The sequence below is a fragment of the Flaviramulus aquimarinus genome (genome assembly GCF_039543205.1).
Taxonomy (GTDB): Bacteria; Bacteroidota; Bacteroidia; order Flavobacteriales; family Flavobacteriaceae; genus Flaviramulus_B; species Flaviramulus_B aquimarinus.
In genome coordinates, this window is sequence record NZ_BAABJH010000001.1 from 1,688,156 (window position 1) to 1,707,926 (window position 19,771).

A 19,771-nucleotide genomic window follows, 5' to 3' on the forward strand; every position below is an offset into this window, starting at 1 on the left:
TTTTACTCAATTTATAGCTTCTAAAGACTATTTAATTCCGCTAATTTTTCGAGCAATAGACTTCTATAACTTTCTATGTAATCTGGATATATTGCATTTCTAAAACGCCAAGATTTATGAAATCCATCGTCATCTAGATATTCTAAATAAAATCCTCCATTTTCATTTGTACAGTCAGTACAATCTAAATATCCATTCGGCTCGTTAAATATTTCATTAGGTAATTCAGTTATTAATGTTTTAAAATCCTGATGATTTTTATTAGTCATAAGTTGGAAATTACTATCAAAAAACGTGTTTTCAGGATAATTATAATCAATGTCTTTATAAACATTTTCAGTGTCTATTTTATAAATCGTAGAACAATCACCAGAACATCTAGAGTCAGCAAACCAGCCAAAAATAAGCGTTCCGTTTCTTTGAGTATTTTCATTTCCATTTTCATCATCAGAATTACATCCAGATAGAATTAAAATTAATGATAAGCTTAAAATAAAATTCAGTTTTTTCATTGCGTAAAATTTGGTTTAAATTGTTGCCAACAGTCTCGGTTATGAGTAATTGCGTGGTTTAGCACTTAACTTTGCAAGTACACGCCAAACTAAAAATCCGTGAGGGTTTTCAAAAGTAAGTGAGAACAAGCAATTACTTATAGGCAGTTTTGGTATTTTATAATCAACACTTATTTTGCAAACAAGAAAGTCTTTTTATTTAATTATTAATTTTTTTATAAATATAACAATTTAAAAATTTGGAGTACTTTGTAAATTCACAAAACCTCACGGAAAGCTTATAATATATATGTTTTATACATGTCTTAAGTTTGTTTTTTATTAAATTTAACTAATAAATGAAAGAACAAAAAACTAGCATTAATAGCAGTTGCAAACAAACTTTTAAAGCAAGCCTTTGCAATAGCAAAATCAGGCCGAACTTATGATGAAAATTTTGTTTCAAAATTAGCTTAATATTGCTTGTTTTTTTAACTCAGTTCTTCTTAAGTTTGTCTTTCATTAAATTTAACTAATAAATAGAAAGAACAAAAGGGAGAAATAAGGTTAATATACGCGGATAAGCTAAGACTTCGACAATACCCGTAACCTCCTCTCTTTTTCTAATAAGATTTCGTTCAGTTCTGTGAGACCTAGACCTTTATTTCAAGTTGTTTAAACGTCAGTAGATATGATCTTTCTGCATTATAGTTCTTATGAATAATTATAAAAAAATTTATGGAAGATTAGTTAATTAAGGAAAGAACAAAAAACTAGCATTAATTGCAGTAGCAAACAAACTTTTAAAGTAAGCCTTTGCAATAGCAAAATCAGGCCGAACTTATGATGAAAATTTTGTTTTAAGATTAGCTTAAAAAAACTTGTTTTTTAACTCAGTTCTTTGTGGTGTAGCGTATTTTACCATTCTCTTACTTTTCCTCGATGCCAAAATTTTCCGTTTTCAGAAATTTTGTTTAATAAGTTTTTAAAATCATTAGCAACTTCTATCGGTTTTCTTGAGGCATCATTTCCACCCATATCAGTTTGTGTCCATCCTGGGTCAAAAGACGAAACAGTTATCTTCTGCTTCTCAAGTCTTTTAGCTAACAGTTTTGTATACATATTCAATGCAGTCTTTGACATTTTATAATGTGGCTGAAATTCATCGAAATTCTTTTCGCTGAACGAACCCCAATCGGAAGTAACGTTGATTATTTGTCCATTAGGATTAAAATTGGAAATTAGTTTTTCAGTTAATTCAACCGTTCCATACAAATTCACATTAAACGTTTGTCTTAAATGGTCAAGGTTTATTTTGGATACATTCCATTTTTCTAATAAAATTCCAGCATTATTGATAAGAAAGTCAATCTTTGTATTTCCGATTATATTAACAAATTCATTTATTGATTTACTATCGGAAAGATTTAATTGGAAACACTCAAAGTTTGATTTTGAAATTGAGCAATTTCCAGAAGTAGAAGTGCCAATAATTTTTATGTTATTGTTATTTGTTAGTAGGTCAACTGTTGCAAGTCCAATTCCTCTACTACATCCAGTTATTATTCCAGTTTTCATTTTTGAGTTAGATTTTCAATATGCTACGTGTTTGTTTATGAAATGTAGCGTGGTTAAGGACTAAATTTAGCAAATAAAAAACCGAATAGAAAATCCGCGAAGATTTTCGTAAGTAGGCAAGAAACCAGCAATAAATTATATAGGGAGTTGTAAAACGTTTTTTTTATTACAGTTATCTTCAGTAATTTTTATCAATCATTTTTTTAATAGGCTGAATTTTAAAATAGGTCAAAGACCTCCATAACCACTCGAGTGGACCGAATTTGAAATGCTTAAGCCATAAATGACTCAACGCTACTTGCAAAATCAAAATAAAAATAGCTAGACCAAAAATTTCTGCCGCCCTTAACTTACCTAAGAGTCCTAAGCCCCAGTTGAAAAAGATGAAACTGCCAAGCATGGACTGCATCACATAATTCGTCAGGGCCATTCGGCCATAAGGGCTCAGGATATTGAGCGTTTTTGTTGCCCATTTTTTCTCAAAAAGAAGTGTAAATCCAGTAGCTAAAAACAAGGTAAAAAACAGGCAGTGGAGATCGAAGAATGTCAGCATAAACATAGATGGCCAGTTGGTATACTCATTGCTTATAACGCTCCATGTTCCACCCAGAAGTTCTAGGTGAATAAAAACACTACCTATATAGAAAATCAATGAAGTAATCATGATCATACGTAATGTCTTCAGATGTTTCCCAATGTTTTCAAGCCATCTCGATTTTCCCAATAGCATACCTATTAGGAAATAGCCAAGGGTTAAATAGGCTCTACCCATGAATGGAGTCAATTGCCAATTTATGTCGCCAGGTAATCGATTCCATGACGCAAGAGCTACATCCATGAAAGATCCATTTTTCATAGCCAAATAACCCAGTTCCATATCGTTTTCCATAGGTGAAACTATAGGGTTGCTGCCCCAGATAGCGAAAGCAATATACCTACCGAGCCCTAGAAAGAGTAATATTCCTATGCTAAAAACCATCCGGTTATTAAGATAATTGAATGAAATAAGTACTACGCCAATGAGCGCATAAATAATAAGTATATCTCCTGGGTAGAATAGTCTGTGCAGGAACCCAAAACCAGCCAGAAGAATGAGTCTCCAGAGGAACTTTAGCTTAAAATCTGCTCCTTTTTTCGCTGCCCTATCCATTTGTATAAAGAAGCTCAACCCAAATAGAAGAGAAAATAAAGAGAAGAATTTTCCCGATATTGTCCAGTAAACAAATGCATCCGCAACTGTGTCTATGGGTTGCTGATGAAGCATGGCGAGCAACTCTTTAGGAATGCTGTTTGCCAAATACATCTCCACCATATGAATTAGCACAATCCCAGAAAGTGCAAAGCCACGCAAGGCATCAACTACATTGATGCGATCTAAACTAGAATTTGACATATAATTAATGGTTGGTTACGGTCTTGTATATGGTTTGTTGCGTGTTTCAAGCAACTAATTTAGTAAACAAAAAACAAACGCGAGAAAATTCTGAATGAATTTTCCAAACAAGCACTTGCCAAAGCAATTAATTATACACGGGTTAACTACTGTTAGTTTTCTTTTACTCCTTTTATTAAAAGCCATAAAATCGTTGAAAACTCTCCTATTGCTAAAGGCAACATTATAATTGCAGAAACTGATTCTTTATATTCAGGTAATAGTATCGCAATAAAACTATCGATAAGATAAGCAAAACATCCAATGGTTAGAAATATACCTATAATTTTCGGAATGAGTTTAGATTTTATAATAAGCATTCCAAATGGAAATAGCCAAAGCCCCCAAAAGATTCCAACAACAGCAATTCCATATTCATATAATTTTAGAAATACTAAAGCTAAGGAGTTCAGTTGATTTGAATCGAAAACTTTTAAAAATTCAGCTCCACTAACAAATATTTGAGCCGCAACAAGATTAAGTACATTTAGAAAAGATATAGGTACCGCAACTAATACAAAAGTAACCATGTACTTTGTTAATTTTGGATTTACATCTTTGAATAATCTGCTTAAAGTTAAAACTAAAAAGATTGTTAAGACTTGACTGATTATATTACTTAATATGCTTAAGCTATAAATAAAATCAAAATTTATTAAATTGTTTGCGGAAACTGTTGCATCATCGGAAACGATAATACTTGATGGAGCATACATTATTCCAAATCCTCCAGTTATTGCAATAAGTAAATATAAAATTCCTGCAATTCTGGCGGTTTTTTTCTTTGAATTCATTTTAATAGTTTATTTAGAACACGACTCAATTAATGAATTGTTACAATTTTAGTTTAAAAGAATTGGAGTTAACGGTCTTGTATATAAAACATAGCGTGTAAAAAGATACTACTTTTATGATTAAATACAGAACCGAATTTTTATATTTTGTTTTTAATTTATCAATTTTAAAAGCCAAATTTAAAAATTTGGAGGTCTTCATAAATAACTGCAAATCCAAAGGTCTGCAGTTATTAGCTATGTTTTATACACCCTTTTTGTACAGCGTTTTTTATTCGATGGGGATATTTAAATCAACTATAAATTTATTTTCAGGATGCTCTCTGTAGTCATTGTGATAAATTTCGAAAGGATTTTCAGGGCTCTTTTTATATCCATTTTCATTCATCCAAATAAAAAGACTAGTCCAAGATTTTTCAAACTCGTTTGGTGTGATTTCAAAACGACCAACGATACATTTTCCTTTATTAATAGTCAATTTATTAATCTCGCCTTCTGTTTCAAAAGGTTCATTAGTTGTCAAAAAGATACTCATCCGAACCTTATCAGGCGCAGTAACTTTGAAACTGTCGTAGAAAATTCTACCCATTTTAGTTTCTGAATTATTCAGTAAGCCTTTCGGTATTGCCCACTTTGTAAGTTTTCCAAAAGCGTTTTCAATGCCATTTATTCCAACGTGAGTTACTCCTGCAAGATTCAATTCAGGTGTTTCTTGAATTTCAATTTTCGCATTCATTTCTGTCCATTTTTTTAGATTATTAATGATGCAAATGTATTTTTCGTATTTAGGATATTCTTGTCCGTTCTTGCTTTTAAGTTGACGAATCTTGCTATGTTTATTTGGGTTTTCTTTTATAAACCCAGTTGGACTTGTTCCATAATACTTTTTAAAAGTTCTTGAATAGGAAGAATTATCACTAAATCCGTATTTGTGTGCTATTTCTGTTGTTGTGATATTTTTATGAAGTAAATCTGAAGCTGATTTTTCAATTTTTCGTCTTGTGACATATTCATTTAGAGTTTCTCCAGTAACGAATTTGAAAACTCTATGAAAATGAAATGGTGAGAAAAAAGCAATTGCCGAAACAGTATTTAAAGATAAATCCGATTCCAAATTTTTGTCAATAAATTCAAAAACTCGGTTAATTCGATTTTTGTAATCGGTTTCTATTTCTTTATCTAATATTTTCATTTGTGGTCAAACGCTGTACTTTGTTGTGCTTTCGTTATTTTATTATTTGTTATTCCTTTTTAGTGTTAAATTGAAATAAAAGTCTGTTAATAAATAGGCAATGAAACTGAAGGAAATTCCAATAAAAATGGAAGGTATATCCTCAATTCCAATTAAGTCCCAAACTAATTTTGACACAAAACCAGAAGCCATAGATAAAGCTGCAGATTGCCAATAATAATTCTTTTTAATAATTGCAAAAACAGTGGCTGCCAGCATTACATTTGCGTAGTAGTCTAAGATTATTAATGCAATCTGTAAAGCAGATTCTACATAATTGGCAACTACTATGGCAACTAGACTTATGAAAATAGTATAGGCTTTAGAGTAAAGTAATTTGTTTTTATTAGAGGCAGATGGTTTAAAACGAGGTAAAATGTCTTGAGCAAAGCTAACACCTGCATTATTCAAAAAAGTATCCTGCGACGACATAACGACTCCAATCATTGCAATAATGAATATTCCGTAAAATATTCCATGAAATTGTATTTCAGCAATGTGCAATAAAACTTGGTCATTATCTACTAATTGAGGATACATATATGCTCCTGCTGTACCAATAAAAATCATTAAAACTGTCCATAATGCTATAAATACGCCAGACCACAAAGTTGATGTTTTAGCTACCTTATCATTTTTTGATGCCAAATACCTACTAACAATTGAAGGGTCGTATCCTGCAATAGTTAAGAACACCAATAAAAGCCCTAAAATAGCAGAAATACTACTCGCATCAAATGCAACTTGAGTTTTTGCTACCGCAAATTGGTTGTATTGTTCCCAAGAAAAACCATCACTTAAAATTATTAGTAGCGCCAAAACAGGAATGAGAATTGCAAAATGAAGAAATTGGATAACGTCGGTCTGTATTGTTGCTCTTATACCTCCAAATAGCGAATACAGCATAACTATTAGTGTAATTATTACTATTGACCAAAATTTTGAAAACCCAAAAACATTATTTATTAGTTCTCCTCCCGCATAACTCATAGCTACAACTAAAGCTGAAAGTGATAATAATACCATTATTCCAGACATTGTTATAACCACAGGGTGATTATGTGAACGTTCGCCACCAACGATATCTCCTATAGAATAACTATTGGTAAATTTTTTACGAATTTTTGGTGTTAGAAATATGGCTACAAATATCATCGCAATTCCCATCACTGGTGCTATGTAAGCCATAAACATTCCGTTATTAAAACCTTCGCGCGTTAAGCCCATAGTCCATCCAGGACCTAAATAAGATGCACATATTGATGCGAAGATCGCGAAACTACCCAAACCTCTTCCAGCTACAGAATATTCATCAAAATCTCCTTTCCTTCTTGTATAAAGAATGAAGCCAAAGTATAGTAATCCAAAAAGAATGATAATTATTTGGTTATTGCCCATATTAAAGTCAAAGATGTTTGGTTAGTTATAATGAAGCACGACGTATTTTTGTATGAGTAGTATCGAACTAAAAACATTACTTTTTCGGAAAGTAATTTACAAAATAAAAAGTAATAGCGACTTGAGTTTTAATTCAAGTCGCTATTACTTATACACGCCTTAAGTTTGTCTTTCATTAAATTAGATAACTAATAGAAAGAACAAAAGAGAGAAATAAGATTAGTATATACGGTGAAGCTTTAGACTTCGACAACATTGATAACCCTCTCTCTTTTACTACTTAAGATTTCGTTCAGTTCTGTGAGACTTTAGATCTCGATTTCAAGTTGTTGAAACGTCAGTAGCTCGTTCTTTCCAAAATTCAATTCTTATGAATAAATATAGTGAAATTTATGGATTAGACATAAGTAAAGATGTCTTTGATGTTTATGGTTCAGAGTCTGGACATAATCAATTTAAAAATGATAAAAAAGGCTTTAATGTTTTCTTAAAAAGCTTACCAAAAGAAGCTTTAGTAGTCATGGAAGCCACAGGATATTATCATTATCGTTTGGCTCAGTTTTTATTTAAATCAAGTGTTTTAGTATCGGTAGTAAATCCGTTATCAGTAAAACGCTTTATCCAGATGAAGTTGGCCAAAGTAAAGACAGATAAGAGTGATGCTAAAGCTATTTGTGAGTATGGACAAATGAATGATGTTCCACTTTACACAGCCTTAAATGAAGTGCAGAGTGAATGCTTGCAACTCTTTAGATTACTGGATAGTTACCTAAAACAGCGTACGGCATCTAAGAATAAATTACACGGGGAAGAAACCTTGGGAATACCTTCAAAGTTTGTATATCGTTCGTTAAAGCGTAATGTCAAGCATTTACAAAAAGAAATTACAGCCATAGAGGGGCGTCTATTAGATTTAGTGAAACAAGACCAGCAACATCAATTAACGTTATTAAAAAGTATTCCAGGAATGGGCGTGAAAACAGCTTTGTTTTTAATAGTCGTAACAGATGGGTTTAAGAAGTTTGAAACGGCTTCACAACTATGTAGTTATGTTGGTATTACTCCAACCATACGAGAATCAGGCAGTAGTGTAAGAGGGCGGAGCAGGATAAGTAAGGTTGGTAACAAGAAGCTTAGAAATTTACTTTTTTTATGTGCTTTTTCGGCATGTAAACACAATAAGGCTTGTAGAGAAATTTATGAACGGTTAGTCGCTAAAGGAAAGAGTAAAAAACTAGCGTTAATTGCAGTGGCAAATAAGTTATTAAAGCAGGCATTTGCTATTGCAAAATCTGGAAGACCTTATGATGAAAACTTTGTTTCTAGATTAGCTTAATATTGCTTGTTTTTTAACTCAGTTCTTTGTTGGCAGATGATTTTGTTTTCAGATTAATTCTGTATTTGACAACAATTTTCTTTTCCGCAACTCAAACCAAGTTTTTCCTTTTCTTGACTGTTTGGAAGTCTACCGTGTTTAATTTTAAATGTTTCAATATTTTTTTTATGAATAAGTTCAGATTTTAATTTTAAAACATTAGGATTATTATTAAATGCAAATCTCATTAAGTTGGGATTATTCATATTCTTTAATGTGTCTAATTTAAATTGATTCATTAATTGTATTCTCAAAGTATCAATTATTTTAATTATTTTTTTGTTTCCATTTGGATAGTAAAAAAGTTGCTGAAGTTTATATGGGTAATTTAAATTAAATTCTTCCCCCATTTTTTTAACTTCATCTTCTTTTTTCCATAAGTGGTAACCAACTCTTTCCCATGAATAGGTTATTCGATGTTTTGCTATTCGACTTTTTTTCCAATCTCCAAATTCAGACATTAAAATCACACTTAAAGAATCTTCATATTTATTAATTCTTTCTTTAATAAACTTGTATTTGATTACGGTCTTGTTAAATTGAATAGAATCTATATTGATATTATAATTTGAATCTAGATACTTATAATTATAATCTAAATAATCAAATTCCTCTGGAACGTATTCTTTCTGGGCTAATATTGTCGACGCGTTTAAAACTAAAAGTATTATTATTAATTTTTTCATTTTTTTAGTTTTTGAATTTAATGAAGTTGCAGTTCATGGCTTCTTCATAATGAGTAGTAATATCAATGTCAGACATAGGGTATGCAACACATAATGCAACATAGCCAGATTCAACACAATCATCACTTAAAAACGATTGGTCTGCTTGGTCTACTTCGCCTTCATTTAATCTTGCAACACAAGTAGAACAAGCACCCGCTCTACAAGAATAAGGTAAGTCAATGCCAGATTCTTCGGCAGCATCTAAAATATAAGTATCATCTTTACAGTCAAACTGACTATAACTACTACCTCCTTCATAATAAAAACCATAAGTCACAAGAAAGGTAGCTAATTGTTTAGAACTTATAGATGATTTTTTAAAATTTACATCATTGAATTTTGGAATGGTTTTTAAATAAGAATCATAATTTTCTATACTTCCAAATCTAAATATAATATTTTCTTTAGAAATAGAACTTAAGGGTTGAGCAAAGGCGTATTTCTGTTCAATGTCCGCAAAAGTTAAATTTGTGTTGGTTTCTTCTCCACAGCCGAATAATAGCAGAAATGTTGCTAAACAAAATAAATAATTGAAATTTTTCATAATTTTTAATAGCCATTTGCAGTATTACTGCCATTAAAGACGAAAACCTTAGGCATAATTTAAAGTTAGTTTGTTCCGTCTCGTTAGACCTTTCTATGACTGTGTTAAATTAATAACCGTTTCTTACTTATTTGTACTTTTTAAAATTTCAAGAATTATACATTTTTTTTCAGACAACGATAGTCATAAATTTTCTGCCAACAATTGTATAACAGCACATTCTATTCGTAAAGTTGCTGTTATATCGCTTATATATGCAATGTATTACTTTTCAACAAATAATCCAAGGGACTTATGACGGTTTTGTTGTTGATTCCTACGGCTATAGTCTATGCTTTCCTGCTGTTTTCTAGTATGTTTGACGCATTCTATGGATAAAAACAAGAAAAGCTATTATAAAAATTAGAGTGGTTTTTATGTTTTGAAAAGTTAAAAAATATTCTAGGCAGTAATAGCAAACTAGTCTAGCTGAGGAAGGCGCCTTGGTGTTGAGATTAAAAATAAAACCACTATTTTTCTACTAACATGTACTCAGCGTACCTAAACGCTGTTACAAGTAAATTACTACGGTCTTTAGCGTTATCAACAAATTCATTTAGTGTTGTTTTATTAATTTTTCGCCCTTTAACCATTACCCAATCTGGTTTACTTAGTACATTCAAATTTTTAAGAGGGTTATTAGGGGTTACTATTAAATTTGCCAATTTGCCAATTTCAATAGTACCCATTTGTGCAAATTCTTTATGTGTTTTAGTAGGGTTAATGGTTGCTGTTTTTAGAGCTTCAAAATTACTCATTCCTGCGTCTTTATAAAACGCAAGTTCTTGATGAATAGAATATCCAGGTGCGGTAATCCCTATACCGGCGTCAGTTCCACATACAATATTAACACCTTCTTCGTGCATTTTTTTTAATACATATAAATGAAATTGATGTTGCTGATAAATATTTTTAGTAACCGAACTATTATTTATTTTTTCATTTGCCCACCTGTTGTATTGTACCTTACTATCTACTTTTTGAATTAGTGGGTTTATGTAATGTACGGGCTCGGTTTTTAAAATACTTTCACCTTTTTCAAGCATTTCAAATATTTTATAATACCCGGTTAATGTGGGGCAAAATGACATATTAGTACTAACAAATTTTTGTATTACAGGTTCAACTTTTAAACTGTCTAGTTGGTAGTCAAGTGCTTGTTGAACAATTTCTTCTGAATGTTCGATGCTTGCTATTTGAGAATGAAATTGGTTTAGGTAAGGAATTTCACGACTTGGGTGTGCTACAATGGAAATACCTGAGGCTTTAGATTGTTTTAAAATGGCTTGATATAAATCGTCTTTTAAACCCGCATAGATTTTTATAAAATCAAAACCTCTTTTTTTGTATTCAATAACTAATTTTTTAGCTTCTTCTGGAGTGTTAACCTGTACTTTATCGTCTCCAAGATCATGGGGGCTTGTAAGCTTAGGGCTTGAAGAGAAAAACATAGGGCCAATTATTTTATCATTATCCAAGTTTTCTTTAATTCTTAAATGCATGGAATATCCCCATAAATTTCTAACTGTAGTAACACCATTTGCTAAGTATAAACCTAGCTCTTGTTTGTCCCATAAATGGGTATGCATATCTATTAATCCAGGAGATAAATATTTATTTTGGCCATCAATAATTTCGACCCCTTCAATACTAATTGAATCGTCGATTTTTTCAATAATACCAGCTTTTATAAATAGTGTTTTATTGCTTAATATTGTGTCATTCGACATTGGTACTATATTGATGTTGGTTATCAGATATGAATTTTTACTAGAATTAGGGATGTTGTTAATGTTGAGATATGAGGTGTTATTTTTATCAACAATAATAAAAATTAAAGCAACAATAGCTAATACCAATAGTAAACCAAAAATTATTTTTAAAGCTCTTTTTAAATATTTCATAAAGCAATATTTGGAAAATTGTATGTGTTTTTGAGTTAAACCTAAAGATAGATTTTTATAAATTATGTGGAAGCAAAGTTCTTAAAATTCTCTAAAAGGGCTGCAACTTTTTTATACCAAATACCACTTTCGTTTTTTTTAGCTCCATGATTGGTTTCTGAATCATATTTTTTTTGAAAAACCCTGCATGATTGCCATAAAGCATTGTATTCATTTTGATATCTGGCAAACCTTTTTTCACCAGAATTTTTTAGTTCTGAAAAACGTTTTCTTATTTTTCTTGCAAATAATTCAGCGATATCAAAATGAAGGCGTTCATGATTAAGTAATTCTACGTCATTAGAAACTGTCCAAGAATGGTTTTTATAGAAATTTGCAACAACGGTTAAATCTTGATAGTTGACAATATAATCGTTTAAGTCGACTATAACATTTTCTGGAATAATATCAATTTTATAACTTGTACTCGCATAAGCTATAATCTCTGGGTTTAGCGTTCCTTTATAATCTTTCCATTCAAGCTTGTTTGATGCATTCCAAGGCATGGTATTATTATCTTCTTGAGAAAAAGAATGATAGCCGAGAATAATAAAAACCAAAAGCAGTATTAATTTTACCATACCTTACTTTTTATTATTTTGCCTATTAAGATCCGCCATCAAACCTTTTGGGTCTATTTCAACCGATTTTATGGTTTTTGGAGTTTCAAATGAATATGTTGGATGGGCCCAAGCCCAATCTTTTAGTATTGTTGCCGCCGTTGGTTTTTCGCCACGCATTATTTGTAATGGGATATAAAAATCTTCGGAAGTACCATCAACATAAGTTACTGTTACATCTATAGGCATGGGCATTAATCCAATTCGTTCCATAGTTATCGAGTTGCCTTCAATGGATTTAACAGCATAATCAATAGTATTGGTGGTTTGGGTCCAGTCTATTAGATACCAGTCTAACTCTAGGCCAGAAATTTTTTCAGCAGTTCTAATAAAATCTATTGGTCTTGGGTGTTTAAAAGAAAAATCATTAAAGTATTGTTTTATGGTTTTTTCTTGGTTTTCTTGCCCAATAACATAAGCGAGTTGCTTTAAAAACACATAACCTTTGTAATATGCCGAAATTGAATATGCTTGATTGAAGTTATATCTATCTGAATGTGTTGTTTGCGGTTGCTCTTTCCCTGATTTGGCTAAATAGATATAAGCGCCGTAAACGCGTTTTGAAAGGTCTTCAAAATCTTTATTAAAAATGTGGCTTTCTGCAAGCGTACCAATATACTCTGTAAAACCTTCGTCCATCCAAGAGTGCCTAAGTTCGTTGCTTGCTAATATAAATTGAAACCAGGAGTGCCCCATTTCATGAGCCGTAACACCAAATAAACCATCAAATGTGCCTTCACCTAAAATAAGTGTACACATGCCATATTCCATACCGCCATCGCCACCTTGAATTACGGAGTATTGTTTGTAAGGATATTGACCAACATTATTGCTAAAAAATTGCATTAATTCTACAGCTTTAGGTTGCAGGTTTTTCCAGTTTTCTAGTTTTTCCCTTGGCATGGTACTTTTGTATAAAAAATGTAATAAAGGACCATTCGGGACTTGCGCTGTGTCGTGAATATAATTGGGGTCTGCGGCCCAAGTAAAATCGTGAACGTTAGGTGCTACATAATGCCAGGTTAATTTATCGGTATTAGGGCGGCTTACTGTACCAGTTTCATATCCATAACCTATTTGGTTTGGGTTTTGTAAATAGCCTGTGCCACCAACTATGTAATTTTTATCAAGTGTTAATTTTACATCAAAATTACCCCAAACACCATGAAATTCACGTCCAATATAGGGGTCGGCATGCCAACCCTCAAAATCATATTCTGCAAGTTTTGGATACCATTGTGCCATAGATAATGCCACACCTTCATTGTTGTTTCGACCTGAACGACGAATTTGAACAGGCACTTGTGCCTCAAAATCCATATTAAAAGTAACGCGTTCTCCGGGTTGAATAGGAGTCGCTAAATCTACTTCTAAAACAGTACCAACGGTTTCGTGTTTTAAAATTTCACCATTTTGTTTTAAGGAACTAACTTTTATATATCCTATTTCATCTGGATTTAATTTACTAATTCTATCACCAACTCTGCCATCCGGATCGGGAATGTTTCTGGAGCGAACGTCCATTTCGCTTCCTGGCTGAAAAGCATTAAAGTATAAATGATAGAATACTTTATTTAAAACATCAGGTGAATTGTTAGTGTAAACGAGCGTTTGTTTTCCTTTATATTGATAGGTGTTCACATCCATATCAATGTCCATTTTATAGTCTACATGTTGCTGCCAATATGCAGATTTAGTAGATGAAGGTATTACTGGTGTTTGGGGAGCAATTACCGTAGAGTTTTTTGTAACAATAGTGGTTTTAGAAGTGTTACAAGACCATAATATTAAAACAACGGATATAGAAATAAAGAAACGGATCATAAAGGGTATAAGTTTTTAATGAATTAAAAAAAATATCTGTTCGAGTTCTGTTGAGAAGTTTTATGGAGATCCTTAATAGTTTTCAACTGCACCGGACAGATAGTCATATATTACTTAGCTAATTTAGCTGCCGTAATTAATGCGTTATATGCGTTTACCATTTTTGAAGATTTTGTTAAATCAGCAAAAGGTTTGATATTGTTGGTATCGCCACCAACAACAACTTTAGTTTTTACTGCTAAACCAGAATTCATAATGATTTGTTTTACCTGGGCGGCAGATAAGCTTGGATAATATGAACGAATTAATGCTGCAACACCAGCTACAGCAGGAGCTGCCATAGATGTGCCACCTTGAAATTCGTATTCGTTTTCGGGCATTGTTGAATAGACTTCTGCTCCTGGAGCAAAAACATCTACATTTTGTTTCCCATAGTTGGAAAATCCAGCCACCATATTAGAACCATATTTAGAAGCTAAAGCGCCTACTCTAATATAGGTGTCTGTAACCTCTTGACCATTTATATTATCATCTGGAAAATTAGGTTTTATGTCTACATTTTTACTGTCATTTCCTGCCGCATGTACAAAAACCACGTCTTTTTTTCCTGCGTAAGCAATAGCATCGCGAACCCAATTGCTATGTGGTGAGAAGCTTTTACCAAAACTAGCATTGATTACTTTAGCACCATTATCAACAGCATAACGAATGGCTAAAGCTACATCTTTATCGTATTCGTCGCCACGAGGTGTGCTTCTAATAGCCATTATTTTAACATGGTTTGCAACTCCATTAACACCTTTACCGTTATTGCGTTCTGCAGCTATGATACCGGCAACATGCGTACCGTGGCTATTGCTTTTTATTTGTGGTTTTACGTTGCCATTACCATAAGGTGTATCATTTAAATCGTCTGGATTATCACCTGTTAAACGGCCTTTGTGGTTTTTGTTCAACATATAATCTAAACGGCTGTTGAACTCTTTTAAACCGTCCTTTAATGTTTGCTTAAACTCATTTATATTGGGAGCTAAAGTATAGGTGTATTTAATAATAGAAACAGACTGTTGCAACCCTTTATCTTCAGTTTTAATAGCACTTACCTCGTCTTTAGTGTAATTTTTTTTACCTAAATGTTTTGCTATGGTTTCGTCGGCACTGGTTAGTTGTACTAAAAAATCGTCATAGTTTTTTTTAAGCCCAATATATTTTTGCTGCTCTTTTTCATACAGAGCCTGTGCTTCAGCATATCTAGGATTGCTGGTGTCTCCGCTTGCCAATAGCCTAACATATTCCAATTGTTCATGATAGCCATCGCCGACAAAGTTCCAGCCATGTATATCGTCTACATAACCGTTTTTATCATCATCTTTTCCATTGTTAGGTATTTCATCTTTGTTAGTCCAAATGACATCGTTTAAATCTTCATGGTCAATATCAATCCCTGAATCTATAACGGCTACAATAACCGTTTTTCCTTTTCTTTTTTTAATGATTTCAGAGTAAGCCTTATTAACACTCATGCCCGGAATGGTATCTGTAACCAAATCTAAATGCCCCCAATTGCGTTTTTCAAATTCAGTTAATTCAGAAACCTTTAATGGCGATGTATCAATATTTTCAACGGGTGTTGATATAATAGCTGCTGTGCTACTACAACCAGAAATTAAGATGACTAAACAAGCAGATATTATTAATGTTTTAATTGTGTTCATTTTTTTATTTGAATTAATTGAATATATCTTGAGTTGTATATGTGTTTTTTAACCGGACACCTTTTTCGGTTTTTTGTACCGTGATGATTTCATTATGAGCATCATGTTCTAAAAACAGGTAGATATTATGTTCTGCAGCTCTATTAAGAAAGGTTTCTTTTTCATCTAAAGTTAAAAGCGGTCTGGTGTCGTAACCCATAACAAATGGAAGCGGCAGGTGCCCAACCGTTGGTAATAAATCGGCCATAAAAGCAATGGTTTTTCCTTTGTAATGTATTAATGGAATCATTTGCTTATCTGTATGCCCGTTAGCAAAAAAAATATCAAACCCAAGCTCAGAGTTTATAAGAGTATCATCCTTGGGAATTGCGGTGAATTTTAACTGACCGCTTTCTTCCATGGGGAGTATATTTTCCTTTAAGAAGGATGCACGTTCACGTCTATTAGGCTGGGTTGCCCATAACCAATGATCTTTGTTACTCCAAAAATGCGCATTTTTAAAAGCGGGTTCGTATCCTGTTTTGTCTTTATTCCATTGAATACTACCGCCACAATGATCAAAATGTAAATGTGTCATAAATACATCGGTAATATCATCACGATGAAACCCGTATGTTTTGAGTGATGTATCTAAGCTAAAATCGCCCCAAGGGTGGTAGTAACCAAAAAACTTTTCAGATTGCTTGTTGCCCATACCGTTATCAATCAATATAAGTCGGTTGCCATCTTCTATAAGTAAGCAACGTGTAGCAATATCAATCATATTATTAGCGTCTGCGGGATTGGTGCGTTGCCATAATAATTTTGGTACAACACCAAACATAGCGCCTCCGTCAAGCTTTAGATTTCCAGCATTAATGGGATATAAGTTCATAGGGACACAAAATTACGAAATCTATTGCTAATCCTTAAAAATGTTAAGAATTTATTAAGAAATAACTTGTTTTAATCGTTTTCCAAAATCAAACAGGGCTTTTATTTCTTTGGTGCTAGCTAGTCGTTCTTTGCTAAAAATCAATAAGGCATTGCCGTTAGATTCTACATGGTAATAAGGATTGCTTTCAAAGAAATGGGTAACATCATCATTAAAAAACGTGGCAATTCCAGCTTCATTATCGCCCAATAGATAAAAGCGTTTTGAAAAATCATCATGGTTTTCAATAGGAATATCTTTAAATCCTGCAAAAGCGGATACTTTTTCTAAAAACCCTTCTTTGTCTAGTGTAAATTCTGGAATGGCATAATTTAAATCAATATGCATCATGGTAGAACGGATAACTTCTTTTGCTATAAATTCACCTTCAGAAAACTCTATATCAAATAATTTAATGGCATGTTCTTTATGAGATAATTCGTTATAAATATGATTAATATGTTTTGTTCTGAAAAACAAAAAATTATTTAAAAAAGAGATGTTTCTTTGCTTTTTGGAACTATAGTTTAAAGCGTAATCTTCAGCCAAACTTTCAATACTGGTTTGACGTCTAGTAAGACTGTTTTTAATGATTTTAGGCACAGGTAATAAACGCCTTGATGCAAATGGGTGCTTTGAATCGGTATCGTGCATATCTAAACCAACAACATCAAAATGACCACCTCGTTTTGCAAATAATTCTTGATAATTATTGATGTTTTCCATAACCGTATCATCAACAAACTCACACATAGAAAAATCTACAATAACATCTTCATTTTCTGGAATGGCATCTAATTTTTGTTTTAATCTGAAATAATTTAAAAAACTACAAAAATGCTTAACGCTTACATAATAACTATGCTTACTGTCATGTTCCTTAAACATTAAAACGTTTGGTTTGATTACGTTTCTTACAAACAAACCATAACCTGAACTTCTGTTTATTACAATATGAATGACTAAAGTAATTATAACACCTGCTAAAATACCAGTTATTAAACCAATTTTTAAAGTTACAATCAGTGTTACAAAAAAGATAATGAGTTGCTCTTTTCCAATAGAAAACATTTTTGTAATAACCTTTGGAGAGGCTAGTTTATAACCTGTATAAACTAAAATAGCCATTAATGCAGGAAGTGGAATTCGGGTTAATTGTGTACTAAAAAACACAATAAATACAACTAAAAAAAGCGCATGAAAAAAATTAGAAGAGCGATTACTAGCGCCATTATTTACGTTTACGGAGCTACGAGCAATTACCGTTACTACATTTAAGCCTCCTAAAAGCCCACTACCAATGGTAGCAAAACCTAAAGCTTTAAGGTCTCTATTTACGTTTGAACGGCGTTTTTCTGAGTCTAATTTATCGACAGCTTTAATACTTAAAAGCGACTCGATACTTGAAATAAGGGTTAAGGCAAATACGCTTCCCCAGAACGAGAAACTCCAAATATTATTAAAATTAGGACGTGGTATATCGGCTATAATATCTTTAATAGATGGAATACCAGAAATCATGTATTCTTTTGCTATGGGATTAGGCTCGTGAAGCCCTAATTCAAAATAGTAACTAAAGCCAATAGATAAAATAACAATCCACATAGGTGCTGGAATAAGCTGTAAATATTTGTTCCTGATTTTGGAATAAAATAGCATGATGGATAAACTTATAATTCCAGCAAGAGCGGCAAAAATTAAACCTTTATTTCCGTAATGTAATGCATCATTTATAGTGTATGGAATTTCCAAGAGGTAATCAACAGTATCTTCTCGTTTTATTTTATGCGCTAGCATAATATGAAACTGTTTTCCTAAAATAATAAGACCTATAGCTGCCAACATACCCTGAATTGCTGACGATGGAAAAAAATCGGCAAGTTTACCCATTCTAAAAAAACCTAAAAGCAAAAGCAATAGGCCAGAGAACATTATGGCTACATAGGCACTTTCTATGCCTAAAGTGGCAATAGCCACTAATAGTACGCCAACTAAACCGTTACCAGGTCCTGCAATAGTTACGTGGCTTCCTCCTAAAATTGAGACGACTACACCTCCAACTATAGCAGCAATAACACCTGCAATTGGCGGTGCATCACTTGCCATAGCAAGCCCTAAGCCTAGGGGCAATGCAATAAGGCTAACCACAAAACCTGAAAATATGTTTTTTGGTAATGCTTTTAAAAAGTCTTTTATGTTATTTTTTTTGGGACTCATTGTAGGATTAACACATCGGTTGGTAATTCGGTTAAAATATGTTCAATATCATGTGGAAATAACCGATCCCAAAAGGTCATTTTTGTTGGCGCATTCATCACTAATAAATCGGCACGCATAATTTGTGCATAATGGCCAATAGAATACCCTTTTTTACCAAAAATAGGCTGTAATTTTATTGTTTTATGTTCTGTGCAGTCTTCGGGAATATGACTGATAATTTCCTTTATTCTGGTGTGTTCCCTAAGCTTAATACGTTCTTTCATAATCGTAGCCCGCCTAAGCGATTTATCATCGTCAACCTTTATAGAAATTTGGTCTTGATTAATTTCTTCAACAATGGTTATTTTCCCAGCTTTTAGTTGTTTAGCTACATAAAATGCTGAGGTAATGGTTTGTTCTGTCTTAGGGTCTTTTAAGCCATTAACAACGATATGTTGACAAGGAACGCGCTCTACCGAAGGTTTAATCAGTAATAACACAGAACATTTAGCTTGACGTGTAATTTTTCGAGCTATAGACCCCACATAATACTTAACAATACGTTCTCGTTGTACAGCTCCTAAAATCAATAAGTCTATTTTTTTTTCTTGAGTCGTTGATAAAATAACATTTACAGGATCTCCAGTCTTAAAAACCACTTCGTAATCTAGATGATCTTTTTCAAAACTTTTAAGAATAATACTAAGCATGTTTGTTTTGTCTTCGGAAGATTTCCCAACATGTATTAAAAATAATTTTGCACCAAAAAATATGGACAGTCTAGCAGCCTCAAAGAGGTTTGCTTTTAAATTTGGCGAGTAAGCTATACCAATTCCAATACTTTTAAAAGGCTTTGTTGACAAAGGCTGAAAATTTTTAAGTCAAACCCGAAAGATAACATTTTTTTAAAAACATGAAGTCATCAGTTTTGTCTAAATTAGTATTTT

16 protein-coding genes and 1 pseudogene are annotated in these 19,771 nt (G+C 32.5%); 2 read left to right on the forward strand and 15 right to left on the reverse strand.

Annotated elements, in window-relative coordinates:
• Window positions 1–20: 20 nt before the first annotated feature.
• Window positions 21–512, reverse strand: a complete 492-nt coding sequence (locus tag ABD941_RS07775; RefSeq protein WP_345273545.1) for a hypothetical protein — start codon at window positions 510–512, stop codon at window positions 21–23.
• Between the two features lie 342 nt (window positions 513–854).
• Between ABD941_RS07775 and ABD941_RS07780 the strand changes: the two are divergent.
• Window positions 855–968, forward strand: a pseudogene (locus ABD941_RS07780) (IS110 family transposase); the annotation flags it as partial.
• 441 nt (window positions 969–1,409) lie between these two features.
• On the opposite strand, the gene ABD941_RS07785 reads toward ABD941_RS07780, so the two are convergent.
• The 5 genes from ABD941_RS07785 to ABD941_RS07805 all read right to left on the reverse strand — a co-directional run bounded on the left by ABD941_RS07785 (window position 1,410) and on the right by ABD941_RS07805 (window position 6,924).
• Complete coding sequence (locus ABD941_RS07785) at window positions 1,410–2,069, reverse strand: SDR family NAD(P)-dependent oxidoreductase (RefSeq protein ID WP_345273546.1); 660 nt, start codon at window positions 2,067–2,069, stop codon at window positions 1,410–1,412.
• 178 nt (window positions 2,070–2,247) lie between these two features.
• Window positions 2,248–3,462, reverse strand: a complete 1,215-nt coding sequence (locus tag ABD941_RS07790; RefSeq protein WP_345273547.1) for a DUF418 domain-containing protein — start codon at window positions 3,460–3,462, stop codon at window positions 2,248–2,250.
• Between the two features lie 152 nt (window positions 3,463–3,614).
• Window positions 3,615–4,295 carry a DUF4386 domain-containing protein gene (locus ABD941_RS07795; protein WP_345273548.1) on the reverse strand — a complete coding sequence of 227 codons (681 nt, stop codon included), beginning with the start codon at window positions 4,293–4,295 and terminating at the stop codon, window positions 3,615–3,617.
• Between the two features lie 271 nt (window positions 4,296–4,566).
• A complete protein-coding gene (locus ABD941_RS07800; protein ID WP_345273549.1) occupies window positions 4,567–5,487 on the reverse strand; it encodes an AraC family transcriptional regulator in 921 nt (306 codons plus the stop codon).
• A 42-nt stretch (window positions 5,488–5,529) separates the two neighbouring features.
• Window positions 5,530–6,924 carry a sodium:solute symporter family protein gene (locus tag ABD941_RS07805; RefSeq protein ID WP_345273550.1) on the reverse strand — a complete coding sequence of 465 codons (1,395 nt, stop codon included), beginning with the start codon at window positions 6,922–6,924 and terminating at the stop codon, window positions 5,530–5,532.
• Between the two features lie 370 nt (window positions 6,925–7,294).
• Here ABD941_RS07805 and ABD941_RS07810 point away from each other — a divergent pair, with 370 nt between their 5' ends.
• Complete coding sequence (locus ABD941_RS07810) at window positions 7,295–8,260, forward strand: IS110 family RNA-guided transposase (RefSeq protein ID WP_345273551.1); 966 nt, start codon at window positions 7,295–7,297, stop codon at window positions 8,258–8,260.
• A 53-nt stretch (window positions 8,261–8,313) separates the two neighbouring features.
• Here ABD941_RS07810 and ABD941_RS07815 read toward each other — a convergent pair whose 3' ends face one another.
• The 9 genes from ABD941_RS07815 to ABD941_RS07855 form a co-directional block, all read right to left on the reverse strand.
• Window positions 8,314–8,985 carry a hypothetical protein gene (locus tag ABD941_RS07815; protein WP_345273552.1) on the reverse strand — a complete coding sequence of 224 codons (672 nt, stop codon included), beginning with the start codon at window positions 8,983–8,985 and terminating at the stop codon, window positions 8,314–8,316.
• 4 nt (window positions 8,986–8,989) lie between these two features.
• Complete coding sequence (locus tag ABD941_RS07820; protein ID WP_345273553.1) at window positions 8,990–9,571, reverse strand: 2Fe-2S iron-sulfur cluster-binding protein; 582 nt, start codon at window positions 9,569–9,571, stop codon at window positions 8,990–8,992.
• Between the two features lie 509 nt (window positions 9,572–10,080).
• The gene (locus tag ABD941_RS07825; RefSeq protein ID WP_345273554.1) at window positions 10,081–11,514 is read right to left on the reverse strand and encodes an amidohydrolase family protein; all 1,434 of its coding nucleotides are present in this window, start codon (window positions 11,512–11,514) and stop codon (window positions 10,081–10,083) included.
• A 62-nt stretch (window positions 11,515–11,576) separates the two neighbouring features.
• On the reverse strand, window positions 11,577–12,134 hold the full coding sequence (locus ABD941_RS07830; RefSeq protein WP_345273555.1) for a DUF922 domain-containing protein: 558 nt from the start codon (window positions 12,132–12,134) through the stop codon (window positions 11,577–11,579).
• Window positions 12,135–12,137: 3 nt separating this feature from the next.
• Window positions 12,138–13,997, reverse strand: coding sequence for a M1 family metallopeptidase (locus ABD941_RS07835; protein ID WP_345273556.1), 1,860 nt, complete (start codon window positions 13,995–13,997; stop codon window positions 12,138–12,140).
• Between the two features lie 110 nt (window positions 13,998–14,107).
• On the reverse strand, window positions 14,108–15,712 hold the full coding sequence (locus tag ABD941_RS07840; protein ID WP_345273557.1) for a S8 family peptidase: 1,605 nt from the start codon (window positions 15,710–15,712) through the stop codon (window positions 14,108–14,110).
• 13 nt (window positions 15,713–15,725) lie between these two features.
• On the reverse strand, window positions 15,726–16,586 hold the full coding sequence (locus tag ABD941_RS07845; protein WP_345273558.1) for an MBL fold metallo-hydrolase: 861 nt from the start codon (window positions 16,584–16,586) through the stop codon (window positions 15,726–15,728).
• A gap of 54 nt (window positions 16,587–16,640) precedes the next feature.
• The gene (locus tag ABD941_RS07850) at window positions 16,641–18,842 is read right to left on the reverse strand and encodes a SulP family inorganic anion transporter (RefSeq protein ID WP_345273559.1); all 2,202 of its coding nucleotides are present in this window, start codon (window positions 18,840–18,842) and stop codon (window positions 16,641–16,643) included.
• Window positions 18,839–19,687 carry a universal stress protein gene (locus ABD941_RS07855; RefSeq protein WP_345273560.1) on the reverse strand — a complete coding sequence of 283 codons (849 nt, stop codon included), beginning with the start codon at window positions 19,685–19,687 and terminating at the stop codon, window positions 18,839–18,841. The genes ABD941_RS07850 and ABD941_RS07855 overlap by 4 nt, the downstream gene beginning before the upstream one ends.
• Window positions 19,688–19,771 lie beyond the last annotated feature (84 nt).